Below are 18,335 nucleotides of genomic sequence, written 5' to 3'. Positions count from 1 at the left end.
GTATAACAAATCCGATGGCCACGCGCCCCCTCCCACCGCACCGTATAGAGCATTCACTATGGAATTCACCGAAACCAGACGCCTGTATCAGCAACTGGCCGCCGAGCTTAAGCAACGTATCGAAAGCGGCCGCTACCCGGTAGGCGACAAGCTGCCGGCCGAGCGATACATCGCCGAAGAGATGAATGTCAGCCGCACCGTGGTGCGCGAAGCGATCATCATGCTGGAAGTGGAAGGCTATGTGGACGTGCGCAAGGGATCCGGGATCCACGTGGTGTCCAACCAGCAAAAACACCTGGTGGTGCCGGGCGACAGCATCGAGTTCGCCACCGCGGGCCCGTTTGAGCTGCTGCAGGCGCGCCAGCTGATCGAAAGCAACATCGCCGAATTCGCCGCCACCCAGGTGACCAAACAAGATATCGTGCAGTTGATGGAGATCCAGGAGCACGCCCGCAAAGAGGATCGCTTCCGCGACTCGCAGTGGGATCTGAAGTTCCACGTGCAGGTGGCGCTGGCCACCCAGAACACCGCCATGGCCACCATCGTGGAAAAAATGTGGGTGCAGCGGGTCAACAACCCTTACTGGAAGAAACTGCACGAGCATATCGACGAACGTTCGATCGCCAGCTGGTGCGACGATCACGATCAGATCCTCAAGGCGCTGATGCGCAAAGATCCTTACGCCGCCAAACTGGCGATGTGGCAGCACCTGGAAAACACCAAGCAGATGCTGTTTAACGCCACCAGCGACGACTTTGAATACAACGCCGATCGCTACCTGTTCGCCGAGAATCCGGTGGTGCATCTAGATGGCGTGAGCCACGAGCCGAAATAGCCCCGGCGGTCAAAAACCGTCGGCTTATGTCAGGTAATGTAAAATCCGCTGAATCGATGCCGGAACCGCCGTTTGCCGTGTACTATTTCACCGTCGGCAACGTAGATTTCCCTGTTGCCAATCGTGCTATTTTGGTAGAGTTAGCCCACTTTTTTACCCATTGCTGCGGGGGCGGGACGCGAATAAATGCGCTGGTTGTTTGCCATGCTGATTGCTGTTTTCTGCTGGACCGGTTCGGTCTCCGGCCAACAGCTATGCGTGGCGTCACCCAAGCCAACCCCCAGCGCGCTGAGCAGCCTGCCGCTGCTGGCGGAGCCGGCGCTTTCCCCCTATGATCATGTGTATCGGGCGCCGGCCGAAGCGCGCCGCAAAGCCCCCGGCAAGTTGCCGCTGCTGCTGCCCAGAGCGCACTCTTTCCCCGGTTCGCTGCTCGCGTCCTCCCTGCCGGCACCGGTCTATACCCTGGCCGCAGAGCCGGGCTACCGAATTCGTTTCCCCCGCCAGGACACCCCGGCCCCCAACCGGCTTGCCCAGGTCGACTGGACGCTGGACGCCTCCAGGCAACAGAGCCGGCAGGCCGGCTGGAAAGAAAGCAACATGCAGTACCGTGGCACGCTGACTTACCACCTATGACCGGTGTCGCACCGCTTAGAAATCTTAAAGCAACGCCGTTTCATCGTTATCAGCATTCAGGATCGCCGCGCGCTTTCAGCCCACGCCCGCTCCGCCGCTGAGATAAAAATAAACAATGACGTTTTAGGAACACCGGATGGATATCATTAAAGAACTGATACATGCCTTGTGGCAGCAGGATTTTGAGACGCTGGCGAACCCTTCGTTGGTGTGGACCCTCTACATTCTGCTGTTCATGATCCTGTTTTTGGAAAACGGCCTGCTGCCAGCCGCTTTCCTGCCGGGCGACAGCCTGCTGATCCTGGTTGGCGTGCTGATCGCCAAAGGCACCATGGGCTTCCCGCTGACCATCGTCATCCTGACCGTCGCCGCCAGCCTGGGGTGCTGGGTCAGCTATATACAGGGCCGATGGCTCGGCAATACGCGAACGGTGCAAGGCTGGCTTTCGCACCTGCCGGCCCACTACCATCAGCGCGCTCACAACCTGTTCCACCGCCACGGGCTTTCCGCCCTGCTGGTCGGCCGCTTCCTGGCCTTCGTGCGCACCCTGCTGCCGACCATCGCCGGCCTGTCCGGCCTGAGCAACGCGCGCTTCCAGTTCTTCAACTGGATGAGCGGCCTGCTGTGGGTCTTGATCCTGACGACGCTGGGCTTCGCGCTGGGGAAAACCCCGGTGTTCCGCAAGTATGAAGATCAGCTGATGTTCTGCCTGATGATGTTGCCGCTGGTGTTGCTGGTGGTCGGGCTGGTCGGCTCGCTGATCGTGCTGTGGCGCAAAAAACGCGCCGGCAGCCAGAATCCGGGGAAAGGGGCGTGACAGCAAAGCGCCCGCGCTGGCAATACGTCTTGATGATCGCGCTCGCCCTGCTGGCGTTGGCGACGCTGTTGGTGCCCTGCATGGTGCGCACCGAGAGCGAGCTGCGCATTCGCGCCAGCCAGCAAGGGCTGTCGCTGCCCGACGGTTTTTACGTCTATCAGCGCCTGGATGAGCGCGGCATCCGCATCAAAAGCATTACGCCGGAAGGCGATGGCCTGGTCATCCGTCTGGATTCGCCGGAGCAGCAATTGCTGGCGCGCGAAGCGCTGCAAACCATCCTGCCGCCCGGTTACCACATCGCGTTGAGCGAGTCCCCCGTGCCGTCGCATTGGGTACGCGAATTTGCGCGTTCCCCACTCAATCTGGGATAATCCCCTTCATATGAAGGGGTTTCCTTTCATTGCCATTATCTTCATTTTCATTCGCATCGATTAGCTCAAGAATTAATCAGTCGGCACTGAGTCACGGCTGATTCTTTGGGGGCACGCCGGTTTCATGACTATGCTGAAGGGTAACTTCAGCCGGCGATGAACGCCCTCCTCTCGCGCTGCCGCCTTCGGCAGTCAGGAAAGCGGATGCCTGTTCAGGCATCCCATGAAAAGGAACTGAAAGATGAAATTACGCCACTCACTGTTACTGCTGTTGCCACTCTGCACGCTGCCGGCGCTCGCTTCGGCCGCTGAGGGCGGCTGCGCCGCCAAAGCGCAAGACATCCAGCAGCAAATCGACTATGCCACCCAACACGGCAACACCCACCGCGTGGACGGGCTGAAAAAAGCGCTGAGCGAAGTGCAGACTCACTGTACCGAAGCCGGCCTGCAGGCCGAACGCCAGAAAAATATCGCGGAGAAGCAGCGCAAGGTCGACGAGCGCCGACAGGAGCTGAAAGAAGCGCAGCAAACCGGCAAGCTGGACAAGGTCGCCAAGAAGCAGCAAAAGCTGGCGGAAGCGCAGGCTGAGCTGAAACGCGCCCAGGCGGAATAATTTTTTTACACCAGCGGATTTATCGATGAGAGCCCCATCACACGGGATTTCTTAAGCATATGGAATTGATGTCTGGTGTTATCTGCTGGCCATCACCCCTTTGCTCCGGCGAAAAAATCCGCTATGTTAAAAGTCTGTCGAAATAAACGTTAAGGAATAATCACATGGCACATGATTCAAATGCAGAAAACTTACGCGCTGAACTGAAGTCCTTAGCCGATACGCTGGAGGAAGTGCTGAACTCCTCCACCGACAAGCCGAAAGCCGAGCTGGAGAAGCTGCGTTCGAAAGCGGAAGGCGCGCTGAAAGAGACCCGCGCTCGCCTGAGCGACGCCGGTGACAAGCTGGCTTCGCAAACCAAACAGATCGCCGGTCAGGCCGATGATTACGTGCGCGACAACCCGTGGACCGGCATCGGTATCGGCGCGGCGGTCGGCGTCGTGCTGGGCGTGCTGCTCGCGCGTCGTTAATCATGGCTGAACAACCGCAAGTGCGCGCGCAGGGCCCCGCTAAAGGGGTCCTGGATATCGGTCAGCGCATCATCACGATCCTGGTCGGCATGGTGGAAACCCGTGTCCGGCTGGCGGTGGTCGAGCTGGAAGAGGAGAAAGCCAACCTCATTCAGCTGCTGATCATGGCCGGTATGACGCTGCTGTTCACCGCCTTCGGTTTGATGAGCCTGCTGATCCTGATCTTCTGGGCCATCGATCCGGTCTACCGGCTGGTGGCGCTGGGCGCCACGACCGGCGTGCTGCTGTTCCTGGCCGTGGTCGGCACCATCTGGACGCTGGTCAAGGCCCGTCGCACCACGCTGCTCGGCGCCACGCGCAAGCAACTGGAACTCGACCGCGCCGAACTGGAGCGCGAGCCATGAGCCGCCGCCGCTACCTGGAATGGAAAAAAGAGAGGCTGATTCGCCAGATCCAGCAGCAACGCCTGGATCTGGCCGAACACAAGTCTCTGTGGTTGGAGAAGACCGAACGCATCGACCGCGGCTGGCAGACGGTGTTTGGCCTGCGTCGCTATCTGGTGCTCGGTTCCAGCGTCATGGCGCTGTACGGCATTCGCCACCCCAGCAAGATGATCCGCTGGTCGCGCCGCGCTTTCGGTGCCTGGAGCGCTATCCGCCTGTTTAAAAAGACCTTCTCCGCCAAGTAAGCCCCACGCCTTTCCTTCAAACATCCTGTTGCTCCGCCCTCGTTTTCCCCCTAAAACAGCGCTGCTTATCCCGAGGGCCGGGCAACCTGCTGACAAGCGTCAGTTTATTAGCACGCTAAAGATTCAGATTTTTTGAAAAATTACGACAGTTTTACTTGCTAACAACCTGAGCACTTCCCGCTTAACATTCACTCCATCAATACGATATGGGCCGGACAGGGTGAGAGACCCGATATACCGCCCGTTGATATGACTACCGCCGAACAGGCGCACAAAAACACTTTGGAGTAGATGATGAAAAAATTAGAAGATACAGGTTTGCTGGTTGCTCGTATTCTGATGCCAATCCTGTTTATCGTGGCAGGCTACGGCAAAATGGGTGACGCTTATGCCGGTACCCAACAGTACATGCAATCGATGGGCGTGCCTGGCTTCTTGCTGCCGCTGACCATCCTGCTGGAATTTGGCGGCGGTCTGGCGATCCTGTTCGGTTTCCTGACCCGCACCGTAGCGCTGTTCACTGCCGGCTTCACCATTCTGACCGCGCTGCTGTTCCACACTGACTTTGCGGAAGGCGTAAACCAGCTGATGTTCATGAAAAACCTGACCATCGCCGGCGGCTTCATCGTGTTGGCGGTTGCAGGCCCGGGCGGCTTCAGCATCGACCGTCTTCTGAACAAGAAATGGTAATCTAAACTGTCATTCAGGGCCCGGCATGCCGGGCCCTGTCGCTTTTCACTCGGACACCAAGGAGATTCCCATGGGACAACTCGTCGATGGCGTTTGGCAAGACATCTGGTATGACACGAAATCTACCGGCGGCCGTTTCAAACGTTCAACCGCTCAGTTTCGCAATTGGGTGACTGCCGACGGTCAGCCGGGCGAACACGGCGCGGGCGGCTTCCAGGCCGAAGCGGGCCGTTATCACCTGTACGTTTCTCTCGCCTGCCCCTGGGCGCACCGCACGCTGCTGATGCGCAAACTGAAGGGGCTGGAGCAGATCATTCCGGTCTCGGTGGTGCACCCGCTGATGCTGGAAAACGGCTGGACCTTCGGCCAGGATTTTCCTGAAACCACCGGCGATCCGCTGTATCACGCCGACTTCCTGTATCAGATCTACCTGCAGGCCGATCCGCACTACAGCGGGCGCGTGACCGTGCCGGTGCTGTGGGATAAACAGCGGCAAACCATCGTCAGCAACGAATCCGCCGACATCATCCGCATGTTCAACAGCGCGTTTGACGGCGTGGGCGCCCGCGCGGGCGATTACTACCCGGCCGAGCTGCGCGGCAAAATCGATGAGCTGAACGGTTGGATTTACGATCAGGTGAACAACGGCGTGTACAAGGCCGGTTTCGCCACCAGCCAGGAAGCCTATGACGAAGCGGTCAACGGGGTCTTCAACGCGCTGGAGCGCCTGGAGCAGATCCTGGGGCAGCACCGCTACCTGACCGGCGATCGGCTGACCGAAGCCGACCTGCGTCTATGGACCACGCTGGTGCGCTTCGATCCGGTGTACGTCACCCACTTCAAGTGCGATAAACACCGCATCAGCGACTACCTGAACCTGTACGGTTTCCTGCGCGACATCTACCAGATGCCGGGCATCGCCGAAACGGTCAGCCTGCCGCACATTCGCAACCACTACTATCGCAGCCACGCCACCATCAACCCGCACGGCATCATTTCCATCGGGCCGGCGCAGGATCTGGACGAGCCGCACGGCCGCGATCGGCTCTTCGGCTAAGGCAAAAAAAATCCCCTTGCCGCCCGGCAAGGGGATGTCATCCCACCGACGTTAGCGCTGCGCGAACAGGCGCGGAATTTCGCGCAGGAACCAGGCTTTCGCCTCCCCCATGCTGTCGCGCCGCCAGGCCATGATGATATCGGCTTCGCGGCTGTATTCCGGCCCCACCACGCGCAGCCGCCCGGCCTCGATATCTTTCTCCACCATCGGATACGGCATGGTCGCCACCCCCAGCCCGGCCAGCAGCGCCAAACGCTTGTCTTCGATGGTGCTCACCGTCAGACGCTGCTGCTTATCCAGCAGTTGCACGGTCAACACCGGGCGCTCGCGGGCGGTATCCGCCACCGCGATGCCGCGGTACTTCACCCGGGTCACCTCGGACAGCGGCTCCGGCTCCTGGTGGATAGGATGATCCGGCGCGGCGACGTAGACGCTCATCACCTTGTACAGTTTGCGGGTGTTGATCTCCGACGATGCGCGAAAATGCATATCCGGCGCGATCACGATGTCGGCGCGTCCCTGTTCCAACCGCTCCCAGGCGCCCGCCAGCACCTCGGTGAAAATCGACACCTGGGTGTTGGCCTTCAGCGCCAGCTTGTCCACCAGCGGAAACAGCAGGCTCGGCGGCGACAGCGCTTCGCTGACGATAGTCAGGTGGGTTTCCCAACCGCGCGCCAGCGCCTCGGCGTCGGTGGTCAGCTTGTCGGCCGCTTCCAGCAGCACCCGCCCGCGCTCCAGCAACATGCGCCCCACGTTGGTGAACTTGGTGCGGTGGCCCGAACGGTCGAACAGCACCACGTCCAATTCTTCTTCCAATTTTTGCATGGTGTAGCTGAGTGCCGACGGCACCCGGCCCAATTCGTCGGCGGCCGCGGCGAAGCTGCCGCGCCGGTCGATCGCGTCCATCACTCTCAGCGCCTCAAGCGTGAGCGCCCGATCTCTGGCCATCACATCCCTCTGTCAGGAAATTTGAATATGCCGACCAGATTAACTGGCTAACAATCCGGCGTCCAGATGCTTACCATTTGGATAATGAATTTAGAGAGCCGATTGCCATGATTACATGCAGAACAGCACAACAATGCGGGCAAGCTGACTTTGGTTGGCTGCAGGCTCGCTACACCTTTTCCTTTGGTCACTACTTCGATCCCAAACTGATGGGCTATGCGTCGCTGCGGGTGCTGAATCAGGAGGTGCTGGCGCCGGGCGCGTCGTTCCAGCCGCGCACCTATCCCAGCGTGGATATCCTGAACCTGATCCTGCAGGGCGAGGCGGAATACCGCGACAGCGACGGCAACGCCGCGCGCGCCAAAGCCGGCGAAGCGCTGCTGCTGGCCACCCAGCCGGGCCTGAGCTACAGCGAACAGAACGTCAGCAGCGATACGCCGCTGACCCGCCTGCAGCTGTGGCTGGACGCCTGCCCGGAACGCAACAACGAGCGGGTGCAGCGCCTGACGCTGCCGGCGGCGGGCAACCTGCTGCTGGCCTCGCCGGACGGTGCGCAGGGCAGCCTGCAGCTGCGCCAGCAGGTCTGGATCCACCATCTCGACCTGCAGCCGGGCGAAGAACAAACGCTGACGATTAACGGGCCGCGCGCCTATTTGCAGTCGATTCACGGCACCATCGCCGCCACCGGCGAGCGCCACGAAGCGCAGCGCCTGACCTGCGGCGACGGCGCCTTCGTGCGCGAGGAGAACCGCCTGACGATTCGCGCCGAGACCCCGCTGCGCGCGCTGCTGATTGACCTGCCGGTGTAAGCCGGCCGGAAAACGAAAAACCCCGCGCAACTTGCGTTGCGCGGGGTTTTCTTTTGTCGAGGGAGTTGACCGGTAAGCCGGGTTCTGTCGTGGACAGTCATTCCTCTAGGCCAGCAATCGCTCACTGGCTCAAGCAGCCTACCCGGGTTCAGTACGGGCCGTACCATGTGAACCCCTATTTGGCCTTGCTCCGGGTGGAGTTTACCGTGCCACGAACTGTTGCCAGCCGCGCGGTGCGCTCTTACCGCACCCTTTCACCCTTACCTGATCCCGCTTGCGCGGGCCATCGGCGGTTTGCTCTCTGTTGCACTAGTCGTAGGCTTGCGCCTCCCAGGCGTTACCTGGCACCCTGCCCTATGGAGCCCGGACTTTCCTCCCCTCCATCTGTCTCCCCGAAGAGGACGGCAATGAAGCGGCGACTGTCTGGTCAACTCCGGCGCGGATAGTAGCGTCGCGGCGGCGGCAGGTCAACCGCTTTACGGCTGTTGTTGCTCCAGCGCGTGCTTATACAGCGCATTTTTCTTCACGCCGTGGATTTCCGCCGCCAGCGCCGCCGCCTTTTTCAGCGGCAGCTCTTTTTGCAGCAGCGCCAGCGTGCGCAGCGCCTCGAGCGGCAGCGCATCCTCCTGCACCTTGTGGCCTTCGACGATCAGCACCATCTCGCCGCGGCGGCGCACTTCATCTTCCTGCACCCACGCCAGCAGTTCGCCCACCGGTGCGCCGTGGATAGATTCCCAGGTTTTGGTCAGCTCGCGCGCCAGCACCACATAGCGCTGCGGGCCCCAGACGGTGACCATGTCCTGCAGGCTTTCCAGCAGGCGGTGAGTGGATTCGTAGAAAATCAGCGTGCGCGGTTCCTCCGCCAGCGCCATCAGCGTATCCTTGCGCCCCTTGGTTTTCGCCGGAAGGAAGCCTTCGTAGCAGAAGCGGTCAGAAGCGACGCCCGCGGCGCACAGCGCGGTGGTGGCGGCGCAGGCGCCCGGCAGCGGCACCACGCGAATGCCGGCCTCGCGGCAGCGGCGCACCAGGTGATAACCGGGATCGTTGATCAGCGGCGTGCCGGCGTCGGACACCAGCGCGATGCTCTGGCCTTCCTGCAGTTTCGCCAGCAGCTGATCGGCCTTTTGCTGTTCGTTGTGGTCATGCAGCGCGAACAGACGCGCGTTGATCGCGAAGTGTTGCAGCAGCAATCCGGTATGGCGCGTGTCTTCCGCCGCGATCAGATCAACGCTTTTCAGTACCTCTAACGCACGGTGAGTGATATCGCCCAGATTGCCGATGGGGGTGGGCACCACATACAGCGTTGATGCAGAAATGACTGATTGTTGGTGTTGATTCATTGTTTCATCCGGGTTGCCGATTTAATATTGAGCATCTTGAAAAAAACATCACTGGATACAGTATGCTTTCCTCAACATTCGTTCGTACCAAAGCAGGGCGTTCCAAGCCTGTCCGACTTACCGCAGTCATCGCGGCCGCCCTTTTCCTGGCAGGCTGTCCAAGTCGGGCCCCGCAAACGCCGCCCGCCAATATACAGGACGAAGCGAGCGCCAGCTCCGATTACTACCTGCAGCAGTTGCAGCAAAGCAGCGATGATAACAAGGCTGACTGGCAATTACTTGCTATTCGCGCCTTGCTGCGTGAAGGAAAACTGCCGCAGGCCGGCGACCAGCTGAATCAGCTGCCGAAAAACCTCAGCGGTGCGCAGCAGACTGAACGCCAGTTGCTGACCGCCGAACTGCAGATCGCCAACAAGAGCTACGTCAGCGCCCGCAGCACGCTGGGCCATCTGGACAGCGGTTCGCTGTCGCCGAATCAGAAGGTGCGCTACTACCAGGCGCAGATTGCCGCCAATCAGGGCAAAGCGTCGCTGCCCTTGATCCGCGCCTATATCGCCCAGGAGCCGTTGCTGACCGGCAAACCGCACCAGGACAACCTGGATCAGACCTGGCAGGCGCTGCTGCAGCTGACGCCGCAGGAGATGAACAGCCTGGTGATCAACGCCGACGAGAACGTGCTGCAAGGCTGGCTGGATCTGCTGCGCGTCTATCAGGACAACAAGCAGGATCCCGATCTGCTGAAGGCCGGCATCAAAGACTGGCAGAACCGTTATCCGAAGAACCCGGCGGCCAAAACGCTGCCCGCTCGCCTGAACCAGGTGCTGAACTTCACCCAGGCCTCCACCTCGAAAATCGCCCTGCTGCTGCCGTTGAACGGCCAGGCGAAAGTGTTCGCCGACGCCATCCAGCAAGGCTTCGAAGCGGCGAAAAACGGCGGTTCCATGCCGGCGCCGCAGCCTCAAGCCGCGCAACCGGCCAGCGCACCGGCCCCAACGACGCCGGCCGATCAGGCCGCCACGGGTGACATCAACGCCAACGGCGCGGTCAGCCCTTCGGCGCAAGAGAGCCAGCCTGCCGTGACCGCCGCGCAACCGGCGGCGCCGTCCAGTGCGCCGATAACGCCGCTGCAGGCCGCTAACGCACAGGTCAAAGTGTACGATACCACCAGCCAGCCGCTGGCCGCCTTGCTGAGCCAGGCGCAGCAGGATGGCGCCACCCTGGTGGTCGGGCCGCTGCTAAAAGAGAACGTCGATCAGCTGTCCGCCAGCACCACCACGCTGAACGTGCTGGCGCTCAACCAGCCGGAAACGCCGAAGGACAACCTGAACATCTGTTACTTTGCCCTGTCGCCGGAAGATGAAGCGCGCGACGCCGCACGCCACATCTGGGAACAGCAGAAGCGTCAACCGCTGCTGCTGGTGCCGCGCGGCGCCTTCGGCGATCGCGTCGCCAAGGCCTTTAACCAGGAATGGCAGAAGCAAGGCGGGCAAACCGTGCTGCGTCAGGACATCGGCTCCGCCGGCGAACTGCGCCAGATGGTCAACAGCGGCGGCATCCGCATGACCGGCACGCCGATATCGAGCGCCCCGGCGCCGCAGAGCGTGACCATCGCCGGGCTGACTATTCCGGCACCGCCGAGCGACGTGCCCGCCGCGACCGGCGGCAGCGTCGACGCGGTGTATATCGTCGCCACCCAGTCTCAGTTGACGCTGATCAAACCGATGATCGACATGGCCACCAGCTCGCGCGGCAAGCCGGCGATGTACGCCAGCTCGCGCAGCTATCAGGCCGGTGCCGGCCCGGACTTCCGCCTGGAAATGGAAGGCCTGCAGTTCAGCGACATCCCGCTGCTGGCCGGTTCAAACCCTCAGCTGTTGCAGCAGGCCAGCGCGCGCTTCCGCAACGACTACTCGCTGGTGCGCCTGTATGCGATGGGGATGGATGCCTGGACATTGGCCAACCACTTTGCTGAAATGCGCCAGCTGCCGGGCTTCCAGGTTTCCGGCACCACCGGTACGCTGAGCGCGTCGCCGAACTGCGTGATCAACCGCAAACTGCCTTGGCTGCAATACCGTCAGGGTACGGTCGTTCCGGTCTCTTGAACTCACGCGCCTCAGGGGTGGGCTATGAGTTACTGGCCCGCCGTCACCTGGAATACGCCGGACTCACCTTCTGCGCCGCCAACGTCGCGGTGCGCGGCGGTGAGCTCGACCTCATCATGCGCGACGGCGCCACCTGGGTGTTCGTCGAAGTGCGCTACCGCCGCAACGACGCCTTCGGCGGCGCGGCCGCCAGCGTCACCTTTCGCAAACAACAGCGGTTGCTGCATGCCGCCGCCGTCTGGCTGGCGGGGCGCGGAGCCAGTTTTGACACATCATCTTGCCGTTTTGATGTTTTGGCCATTACCGGTAGCCAGTTAGAATGGATACCCAACGCCTTCAATGCGGATTAATCGGGGTTTTGCGGCGCAGACCGGCCCTTTGACTTAGTGGATTAATACAACGTGCTGGATAGAATTAAAGTCTGTTTTACCGAAAGCATCCAAACCCAGATCGCGGCGGCGGAAGCATTGCCGGACGCCATTTCCCGCGCTGCGATGACGCTGGTTCAATCCTTACTCAACGGCAACAAAATCCTGTGCTGCGGCAACGGCACCTCGGCGGCCAACGCGCAGCACTTCGCCGCCAGCATGATCAACCGTTTTGAAACCGAGCGCCCCAGCCTGCCGGCCATCGCCCTCAACGCCGACAACGTGGTGCTGACGGCGATCAGCAACGATCGGCTGCACGACGAAGTGTACGCCAAGCAGGTGCGCGCGCTCGGGCACACCGGCGACGTGCTGCTGGCGATTTCCACCCGCGGCAACAGCCGTGATATTGTGAAAGCGGTCGAGGCGGCCGTCACGCGCGATATGACCATCGTCGCGCTCACCGGCTACGACGGCGGCGAGCTAGCCGGGTTGCTCGGCCAGCAGGATGTCGAGATCCGCATTCCGTCGCACCGCAGCTCGCGCATTCAGGAAATGCATATGTTGACCGTAAACTGCCTGTGCGATCTGATAGACAATACGTTATTCCCCCACCAGGACGATTAAGGAACTGAGATGAAGCTAAAAGCCACATTTGCAGTGCTGTCCAGCGCCCTGCTGTTGCAAGGCTGTATCGCCGGCGTCGTCGTCGGCAGTGCGGCCGTCGCGACCAAAACCGCCACCGACCCGCGCAGCGTCGGGACCCAGGTGGATGACGGCACGCTGGAAGCCAGGGTCGAAAGCGCTCTGAGCAAAGACCAGCAGCTGAAGAAAGACGCCCGGGTGGTCGCCACCGCCTATCAGGGCAAAGTGCTGTTGACCGGCCAATCGCCTAATGCCGATCTCACCTCGCGCGCCAAGCAGATCGCCATGGGCGTGGAAGGCACGACCGAAGTGTATAACGAAATCCGTCAGGGCACGCCGGTCAGCCTGAGCACCGCGTCCTCCGACACCTGGATCACCACCAAGGTGCGTTCGCAGCTGCTAACCAGCGATACGGTGAAATCGTCCAACGTGAAGGTCACCACCGAAAATGGCGAAGTGTTCTTGCTGGGCCTCGTCACCCAACAGGAAGGACAGTCGGCGGCGCAGATCGCCAGCCAGGTCAGCGGCGTGAAGCACGTCACCACCGCCTTTACCTATGTGAAGTAATCCGTTCTGGCGGGAGCGGCGCCGTGCCGTTCCCGTCCGTTTAATCCAGCTTGTTCTCGCTTAAAAACGCTTCCCCGCCCAGCTGCCGCATCTGGCGCATGATCCACTGCTGTCGCTGTATCACATAACCGGAAGGCGCATCGGCCCTGAAGCGATGCGGATTCGGCAATACCGCCGCCAACAGAGCGGCCTCCGAGGCGGTCAGGCGCTTGGCCGGTTTATTGAAGTAGCGCTGTGACGCTTCCTCCACGCCAAACACCCCGTCGCCGAACTCGACGATGTTCAGATACACCGTCAGAATGCGCCGCTTGGTCCACACCAGCTCGATGCCCGACGTCAATCCGGCCTCCAGCCCTTTGCGTAGCCAGCTGCGGCCATCCCACAGAAACAGGTTCTTGGCGGTTTGCTGCGACAGCGTGGACGCGCCGCGGATGCGCGTCGGGCGCTTCTCGTTGTGGCTGAGCGCCTTTTCAATGGCCGCCACGTCGAAGCCCCAATGGTCTGGAAACTTCTGATCCTCCGCCGCCATCACCGCCAGCGCCATCTGCGGCGAGATGTCGTCCATCGACACCCAATCCGAATGGGCGACGTAGCCAAAGTCGCCGCTCAGCCAGGCGCTGACTTGCCGCTCCACCATCACGGCGGAAAACGGCACCGGCAGGAAGGCAAAGGCCACAATGCCCAACACCCACAGGCCGAGAATCGCGATGACCCCGCGCTTCAGCCAATACCACGGGCGCAGTCGCCGCCATCCGCCGAGCGATTTTCTCATTCAGCCATTTCCAGTACCCGCGCCACCAGCTTATCGATACCGAGGGCCGCCTGTGCGATAGACGGTGCCAGCATATAGGCCGGCGTGGTCACGACTTTGTGCTCGCTGTCCACCACGATGTCGTCCACCGGGCAAATCACCGGCTCGCCGCCCATGGCGTCAATCACTTCTCCCAGGTCCGGATCGTTGCCAATGGTCAGCCGCGCTTGTTGATCCAGCAGTTTCGGCAACAGCGCCGGCGCGATGCACATCAGGCCAATTGGTTTGCCGGCCTTATGCATCTCGCGCGTCAGACGCGCCAAATCCTCATCGACCCAACATTCCGCGCCGGCTTCGGCGAAATTGCTGAGGTTCTTGGCGGCGCCGAAGCCGCCGGGCACGATCAGCGCATCCAGCTGCGCGGCCTCCGCCAGCGCCAGCGGCTGCACCGCGCCGCGGGCAATGCGCGCCGACTCAATCAGAACATTGCGCGACTCCGCCATCTCCTCACCTGATAAGTGATTAATAACATGGCATTGTGGTTTATCGGGCGCAAAGCACACCGCCTGCGCGCCGGCACGGTCCAACGCCAGCAGCGTCAGCACCGCTTCATGGATCTCCGTACCGTCATAAACGCCGCTGCCGCTGAGGACGACACCCACCTTTTTCATCACTCTTACTCCTGTCGCTGCTGTCAACTGGTTCGTGCTCGGAGTTGACAAACACTAATCTACATCACACATTTTAATGAATCTTCTAACAAGAGCGCTTACATTTGCTATGTTGTTGGCTGTATGATGTTTAGGAATTCGCTACAACCTGCTCGACCAGAACACTGAAACCAATACGCAGGTTCACAATTTCCCTGGTGTTGGCGCAATATTCGCGCACCCCGGCTTAGGTCGGGGTCATTTTTTTTCAGCGTTCTCAACCCAAGCCCGCAGTACCTGCACGTCGTTGCGCCACTCTTGCTTCAACTCATCCACCCAATCCTGCACGTTATCCCACCAGGCCGGCAGCGTCGGCGTTTGAATCTGTTGCGCCAGCTGCTGCAGGTGACGCAGACCGACCGAACCGGCGGCGCCTTTGATCTTGTGCCCTTCCTCGGTGATGCCTTTCTGATCGCGCGCCGTCATGTTGGAGTCCAGCACCGCCAGATAGCCCGGCATCATCTGTTCAAACATCTCCAGGCTTTGGTGGATCAGCTGCGGGCCAACCAGGTCCATGTACTGTTCCAGCATCGCGGTATCGAGTAACGACTCATTAATCTGCATCGCCTTGTGCTCCGTTTTCTTTGAAGTGTGAGAAGGTTGATGATCCCAATAGTGTTTGATGACCTTAGTCAGCGCCGGCACCGACAACGGCTTGCTCAGCACATCGTCCATGCCCGCCTCGAGATACTCTTTTTTGTCTTTCAGCACGTTGGCGGTCAAAGCCACCAGCGGCGGCAGCGCCTGCCCGGCATAGCGTTCGCGCAGCGCCCGGGCGATATCCAGCCCGGTCATGTCCGGCAGTTGGATGTCCAGCAGTACCAGATCGAACTCGTCCGGGTCGAACATCGCCAGCGCATCGTGGCCGTTCATCGCCACATCGACGCTGTTGCCCAATTTCTCCAGCACCGATCGCGCCACGATCACGTTCAGTTCGATATCCTCCACCAGCAGGATGTGCAGCGCCGGCAACGGCAGCTCCTCTTCCTCCGATACCTCGCTGACGGCTTCCTGCACCGCCGGCGCCTGGATGGTCAGAGTGAAGCAAGAACCGTGCCCCTGTTCGCTGCGCACGGTGATGTCACCCCCCATGCTCTGCGCCAACCGCTTGGAGACCGCCAGCCCGATACCGGTGCCGGTGGCCGGACGGCCGCCGCGCTGATCTTTCACCTGGTAATACATGGCGAAGATCTTGTCCTGCTCGTCCTGCGGGATGCCCATGCCCGAATCTTCCACCTCGAACACCAACTTCTCCTGCGCCTCGCGCCGCACGCGCACCACGATTTTCCCCTGTTGGGTAAATTTCACCGCGTTGCCGATCAGGTTCCACAAGATCTGCCGCAGGCGCGTGCCGTCGGTCACGATCTGCTGCGGCAGCGGCGTCTGCGGATCCATGATGAACTGCAGCCCTTTCGGCTGCGCCAGCAGGCCGGAGAGGTTCTCCAGATCTGCCAGGAAACCGGTGAAGTCCACCGGCTGGTTGTCGAGCTGCACCTTGCGCCGCTCGAGCTTATCCATTTCGATAATGTCGTTGAAGATATTGCCGAGGGTGATGGCGCTGACGTGGATGGTCTTCAGGTATTTCAGTTGCTCGTCATTCAGCTCGGTATCGAGCAGGATGCGGCTCAGGCCGACGATGCCGTTAAGCGGCGTACGCAGCTCGTGGCTGATGGTGGAGATAAAGGTGGTCTTCTCCCTGCTGGCGTTCTCCAGCGCGTCCTGGTAGCGCTTACGCTCGGTAATATCGCGGCCGAAGCCCATCAGCCCGTGGCGTTTGCCCACCCGGTCGTAAAACGGGACCTTGCGCAGCTCGAAACAGGCCTTGCGGCCGTCGGGATACACCAGCCATTGTTCGTAGGTCAGCGAAACGTTGTGGCGGAACACCTTCTCGTCGGTCTCAATGACCTTTTCGGCGATCTCCTGGCCGTAGACGTCGAACGGCGTCAGGCCGATCAGCTGCTTCTCGCTTTTGCCGGTCAGCAGCTCCATCGCGCGGTTGCAGCCGGAGAACTCTTTGTCTTCGTTGCGGTAGTAGACCAGATCCGGCGAGGCATCGAGGAAGGAACGCAACAGCGCCGATTGCTGGCCCAGCTCAATCTGCGCCAGCTCGCGCTGTTCCATCTCTTCGGTCAGCTTTTCCATCACCTGCAGGCGCTCTTCTTCCGCCTTGATACGGTCGGCAATCTCCTGATTCAGCTGGCTGATATTGTCTTTGAGCTGCTGATTGAGCTCCAGATCGCGGTGGCGCATCTCTTCGAGCTTGTCCACCAGCCGCGCCAGCCGTTGGCGCGACTCTTCCAACTGTTCCACCACCACCGAGAGAAAATAGACCGCCCACGGGGTGATCAACAGGCCGAAGAAGATCGAACGCACCACGTCGATGCTTTCCACTTCGCCGCGCAGCAGCATGGTCACCGCCATCTGCACCACCATCGCCAGCACCACCAGCGCCGAGGCCAGCAGCAGCGAGAAGCGCACCAACCCCAGTTTCACCATTAAATCAACGTAGTACTGGGCCAACACCCGGATTTGCTTCATAGCGGCTCCCATCAGACACAATCTTTTGAATCATACCGTAAAACCGCGGTGAGATAAGGCGGCAAACGCCGAAGTGTGGCAAAGATTGCACTTCAGAGCGGCATTCCAGGGCGGTAGCGCCACTTTTCATCCAGCGCGCTGCCCTGCCCACCGCGCTGTTGCAGATAAGCACCGACCGCCTGCATGCCACTCCAGCGGTTTTCGCACCACAGCGGCGCCAGCAGCGTCGGCCGACGGGCGCTGGCGGAAAGACGGTGATACACCACCTCGCTCGGCGTGTGGCGGATCATCTCCCCGGCGCTGACGGCGTAGTCCTCCAACGCCAGTTCGGACAATCGCCCGGCGCGCCACGCGCGGGCCAGGGTACTGCCGGTAACGACGTGCAGCGGATGCAGTTTGATGCCATCCACGCCAGTCTCCACCACCCGCTGCAGCGTGAGCAGATGATCGCGCTGAGTTTCTCCCGGCAGCCCGACGATCAGATGGCAGCACACCTTCAGCCCGCGCTGCCGGGCCAGCCGCGCCGTCTGCTGATAACAGCGAAAATCATGGCCGCGATTGATGCGCTTCAGCGTTTTATCGTGCGCCGTCTGCAGCCCCAGCTCCAGCCACACTTCATAGCCTTGCTCGCGGTATCCCGCCAGCAGATCCAGCGCGGCGGGCGGCACGCAGTCCGGCCGGGTGCCGACGCACAGGCCGACCATGGCGCTCTGCGCCAACGCCTGCCGATACATCGACGCCAGCCGTTCGATCTGCGCATAGGTGCTGGTATAGGCCTGGAAATAGGCCAGATAGCGCCGCGCCCGGTTGACCCGCGCGGCCTGCTGCGCCAGCTGTTCGGCGATGCTCTGCCGCTGCATCGCCTCATCGGCGAACGACGCGACGTTGCAGAACGTACAGCCGCCACGCCCCAACGTGCCGTCGCGGTTAGGGCAGCTGAATCCGCCGTGCAGCGTGAGTTTATGGATCTTTTCGCCATAGCGGCGCTGGAGATCTGCGCCAAACATATTGACTAATTGCGGCAACTGCATAATCTTGGTGATTCTCTGTGTTCAAAGCCGCGATGCTAATAAGAAACGGCTTTTCCCGCGATGACAGAGATCAACGCTTTTCCCGCAAGGCGCCACCAGGCATAACTATTCATCATAAACGCAAATAAATTCACTATAATTCTAATGAATTATTCTAATCGTCGCGCAACCGTTAACGGCAATATGACAACACGGTGAAAAATAGTCATAAACATCAAGCAAGCAATATCTTATAGGATAAAACTCTGCAATTAACCCCCGCACTAGCATGGTGCAGAGATTAAGGGGTTGCACTATAGTGAGACAGCTCACACTTCTGTGGAGATCGGCGTTGCCCCACGATAGTGCAAAAACA

21 protein-coding genes and 1 other RNA gene are annotated in these 18,335 nt (G+C 60.6%); 15 read left to right on the top strand and 7 right to left on the bottom strand.

Annotated elements, in window-relative coordinates:
- Window positions 1-58 precede the first annotated feature (58 nt).
- The 10 genes from exuR to ACJ8HT_RS15255 all read left to right on the top strand — a co-directional run bounded on the left by exuR (window position 59) and on the right by ACJ8HT_RS15255 (window position 6,174).
- The gene (gene exuR, locus ACJ8HT_RS15300) at window positions 59-835 is read left to right on the top strand and encodes a transcriptional regulator ExuR (protein WP_033636102.1); all 777 of its coding nucleotides are present in this window, start codon (window positions 59-61) and stop codon (window positions 833-835) included.
- A gap of 186 nt (window positions 836-1,021) precedes the next feature.
- Entirely contained in the window at window positions 1,022-1,468 is a 447-nt protein-coding gene (locus ACJ8HT_RS15295; RefSeq protein WP_194571712.1) for a hypothetical protein, read from the top strand.
- 136 nt (window positions 1,469-1,604) lie between these two features.
- Window positions 1,605-2,285 carry a DedA family protein gene (locus ACJ8HT_RS15290; RefSeq protein ID WP_049198505.1) on the top strand — a complete coding sequence of 227 codons (681 nt, stop codon included), beginning with the start codon at window positions 1,605-1,607 and terminating at the stop codon, window positions 2,283-2,285.
- Window positions 2,282-2,656 carry an EnvZ/OmpR regulon moderator MzrA gene (mzrA, locus tag ACJ8HT_RS15285; protein ID WP_004937130.1) on the top strand — a complete coding sequence of 125 codons (375 nt, stop codon included), beginning with the start codon at window positions 2,282-2,284 and terminating at the stop codon, window positions 2,654-2,656. Before ACJ8HT_RS15290 ends, mzrA begins: the two co-directional genes overlap by 4 nt.
- 241 nt (window positions 2,657-2,897) lie before the next feature.
- On the top strand, window positions 2,898-3,269 hold the full coding sequence (locus tag ACJ8HT_RS15280; RefSeq protein WP_033636105.1) for a DUF1090 domain-containing protein: 372 nt from the start codon (window positions 2,898-2,900) through the stop codon (window positions 3,267-3,269).
- Between the two features lie 164 nt (window positions 3,270-3,433).
- Complete coding sequence (locus ACJ8HT_RS15275; protein WP_004937125.1) at window positions 3,434-3,739, top strand: DUF883 family protein; 306 nt, start codon at window positions 3,434-3,436, stop codon at window positions 3,737-3,739.
- Window positions 3,740-3,741: 2 nt separating this feature from the next.
- Entirely contained in the window at window positions 3,742-4,143 is a 402-nt protein-coding gene (locus ACJ8HT_RS15270) for a phage holin family protein (RefSeq protein ID WP_015379160.1), read from the top strand.
- Window positions 4,140-4,427 carry a YqjK-like family protein gene (locus ACJ8HT_RS15265; protein ID WP_004937121.1) on the top strand — a complete coding sequence of 96 codons (288 nt, stop codon included), beginning with the start codon at window positions 4,140-4,142 and terminating at the stop codon, window positions 4,425-4,427. Before ACJ8HT_RS15270 ends, ACJ8HT_RS15265 begins: the two co-directional genes overlap by 4 nt.
- Window positions 4,428-4,721: 294 nt before the next feature.
- A complete protein-coding gene (locus tag ACJ8HT_RS15260) occupies window positions 4,722-5,117 on the top strand; it encodes a DoxX family protein (RefSeq protein ID WP_004937119.1) in 396 nt (131 codons plus the stop codon).
- Between the two features lie 70 nt (window positions 5,118-5,187).
- Entirely contained in the window at window positions 5,188-6,174 is a 987-nt protein-coding gene (locus tag ACJ8HT_RS15255) for a glutathione S-transferase family protein (RefSeq protein WP_049198508.1), read from the top strand.
- 51 nt (window positions 6,175-6,225) lie between these two features.
- Here the strand turns inward: ACJ8HT_RS15255 and ACJ8HT_RS15250 are convergent, their stop codons facing one another.
- Window positions 6,226-7,122, bottom strand: a complete 897-nt coding sequence (locus ACJ8HT_RS15250; RefSeq protein ID WP_004937113.1) for a LysR family transcriptional regulator — start codon at window positions 7,120-7,122, stop codon at window positions 6,226-6,228.
- A gap of 107 nt (window positions 7,123-7,229) precedes the next feature.
- Here ACJ8HT_RS15250 and ACJ8HT_RS15245 point away from each other — a divergent pair, with 107 nt between their 5' ends.
- Complete coding sequence (locus tag ACJ8HT_RS15245; RefSeq protein WP_060424694.1) at window positions 7,230-7,931, top strand: pirin family protein; 702 nt, start codon at window positions 7,230-7,232, stop codon at window positions 7,929-7,931.
- 57 nt (window positions 7,932-7,988) lie between these two features.
- Here ACJ8HT_RS15245 and rnpB read toward each other — a convergent pair.
- Both rnpB and rsmI read right to left on the bottom strand, forming a co-directional pair.
- Window positions 7,989-8,366, bottom strand: an RNA gene (gene rnpB, locus ACJ8HT_RS15240) — RNase P RNA component class A.
- Between the two features lie 41 nt (window positions 8,367-8,407).
- Window positions 8,408-9,271, bottom strand: coding sequence for a 16S rRNA (cytidine(1402)-2'-O)-methyltransferase (gene rsmI, locus ACJ8HT_RS15235; RefSeq protein ID WP_074026945.1), 864 nt, complete (start codon window positions 9,269-9,271; stop codon window positions 8,408-8,410).
- A gap of 62 nt (window positions 9,272-9,333) precedes the next feature.
- Here rsmI and ACJ8HT_RS15230 point away from each other — a divergent pair, with 62 nt between their 5' ends.
- From ACJ8HT_RS15230 to dolP, 4 genes are read left to right on the top strand one after another with little or no spacing between them, the layout of a single operon-like run.
- Window positions 9,334-11,373, top strand: coding sequence for a penicillin-binding protein activator (locus tag ACJ8HT_RS15230; protein ID WP_197653034.1), 2,040 nt, complete (start codon window positions 9,334-9,336; stop codon window positions 11,371-11,373).
- Complete coding sequence (locus ACJ8HT_RS15225) at window positions 11,370-11,723, top strand: YraN family protein (protein ID WP_197653035.1); 354 nt, start codon at window positions 11,370-11,372, stop codon at window positions 11,721-11,723. Before ACJ8HT_RS15230 ends, ACJ8HT_RS15225 begins: the two co-directional genes overlap by 4 nt.
- Window positions 11,724-11,774: 51 nt before the next feature.
- Window positions 11,775-12,365 (top strand): DnaA initiator-associating protein DiaA, encoded by a 591-nt coding sequence (gene diaA / locus ACJ8HT_RS15220; RefSeq protein ID WP_004937103.1) that lies wholly within the window; start codon window positions 11,775-11,777, stop codon window positions 12,363-12,365.
- A gap of 9 nt (window positions 12,366-12,374) precedes the next feature.
- Window positions 12,375-12,950: a division/outer membrane stress-associated lipid-binding lipoprotein gene (gene dolP / locus ACJ8HT_RS15215; protein WP_126180312.1), complete on the top strand. Its 576-nt coding sequence runs from the start codon at window positions 12,375-12,377 to the stop codon at window positions 12,948-12,950.
- A 40-nt stretch (window positions 12,951-12,990) separates the two neighbouring features.
- Here dolP and mtgA read toward each other — a convergent pair whose 3' ends face one another.
- The 4 genes from mtgA to ACJ8HT_RS15195 form a co-directional block, all read right to left on the bottom strand.
- Window positions 12,991-13,722 carry a monofunctional biosynthetic peptidoglycan transglycosylase gene (mtgA, locus tag ACJ8HT_RS15210; protein WP_197653036.1) on the bottom strand — a complete coding sequence of 244 codons (732 nt, stop codon included), beginning with the start codon at window positions 13,720-13,722 and terminating at the stop codon, window positions 12,991-12,993.
- Window positions 13,719-14,372: an isoprenoid biosynthesis glyoxalase ElbB gene (elbB, locus tag ACJ8HT_RS15205; RefSeq protein ID WP_070915403.1), complete on the bottom strand. Its 654-nt coding sequence runs from the start codon at window positions 14,370-14,372 to the stop codon at window positions 13,719-13,721. The genes mtgA and elbB overlap by 4 nt, the downstream gene beginning before the upstream one ends.
- Before the next feature lie 237 nt (window positions 14,373-14,609).
- Window positions 14,610-16,949 carry an aerobic respiration two-component sensor histidine kinase ArcB gene (gene arcB, locus ACJ8HT_RS15200; RefSeq protein WP_197653037.1) on the bottom strand — a complete coding sequence of 780 codons (2,340 nt, stop codon included), beginning with the start codon at window positions 16,947-16,949 and terminating at the stop codon, window positions 14,610-14,612.
- A gap of 92 nt (window positions 16,950-17,041) precedes the next feature.
- Window positions 17,042-17,980 carry a TIGR01212 family radical SAM protein gene (locus ACJ8HT_RS15195; protein WP_197653038.1) on the bottom strand — a complete coding sequence of 313 codons (939 nt, stop codon included), beginning with the start codon at window positions 17,978-17,980 and terminating at the stop codon, window positions 17,042-17,044.
- Window positions 17,981-18,335: the final 355 nt, after the last annotated feature.

The organism is Serratia sp. CY44782, assembly GCF_052168715.1.
In the GTDB taxonomy this organism is placed as follows: Bacteria; Pseudomonadota; Gammaproteobacteria; order Enterobacterales; family Enterobacteriaceae; genus Serratia; species Serratia nevei.
The sequence above is the reverse complement of the archived record's forward strand: the minus strand, read 5'-3'. Positions and strand labels throughout refer to the sequence as shown.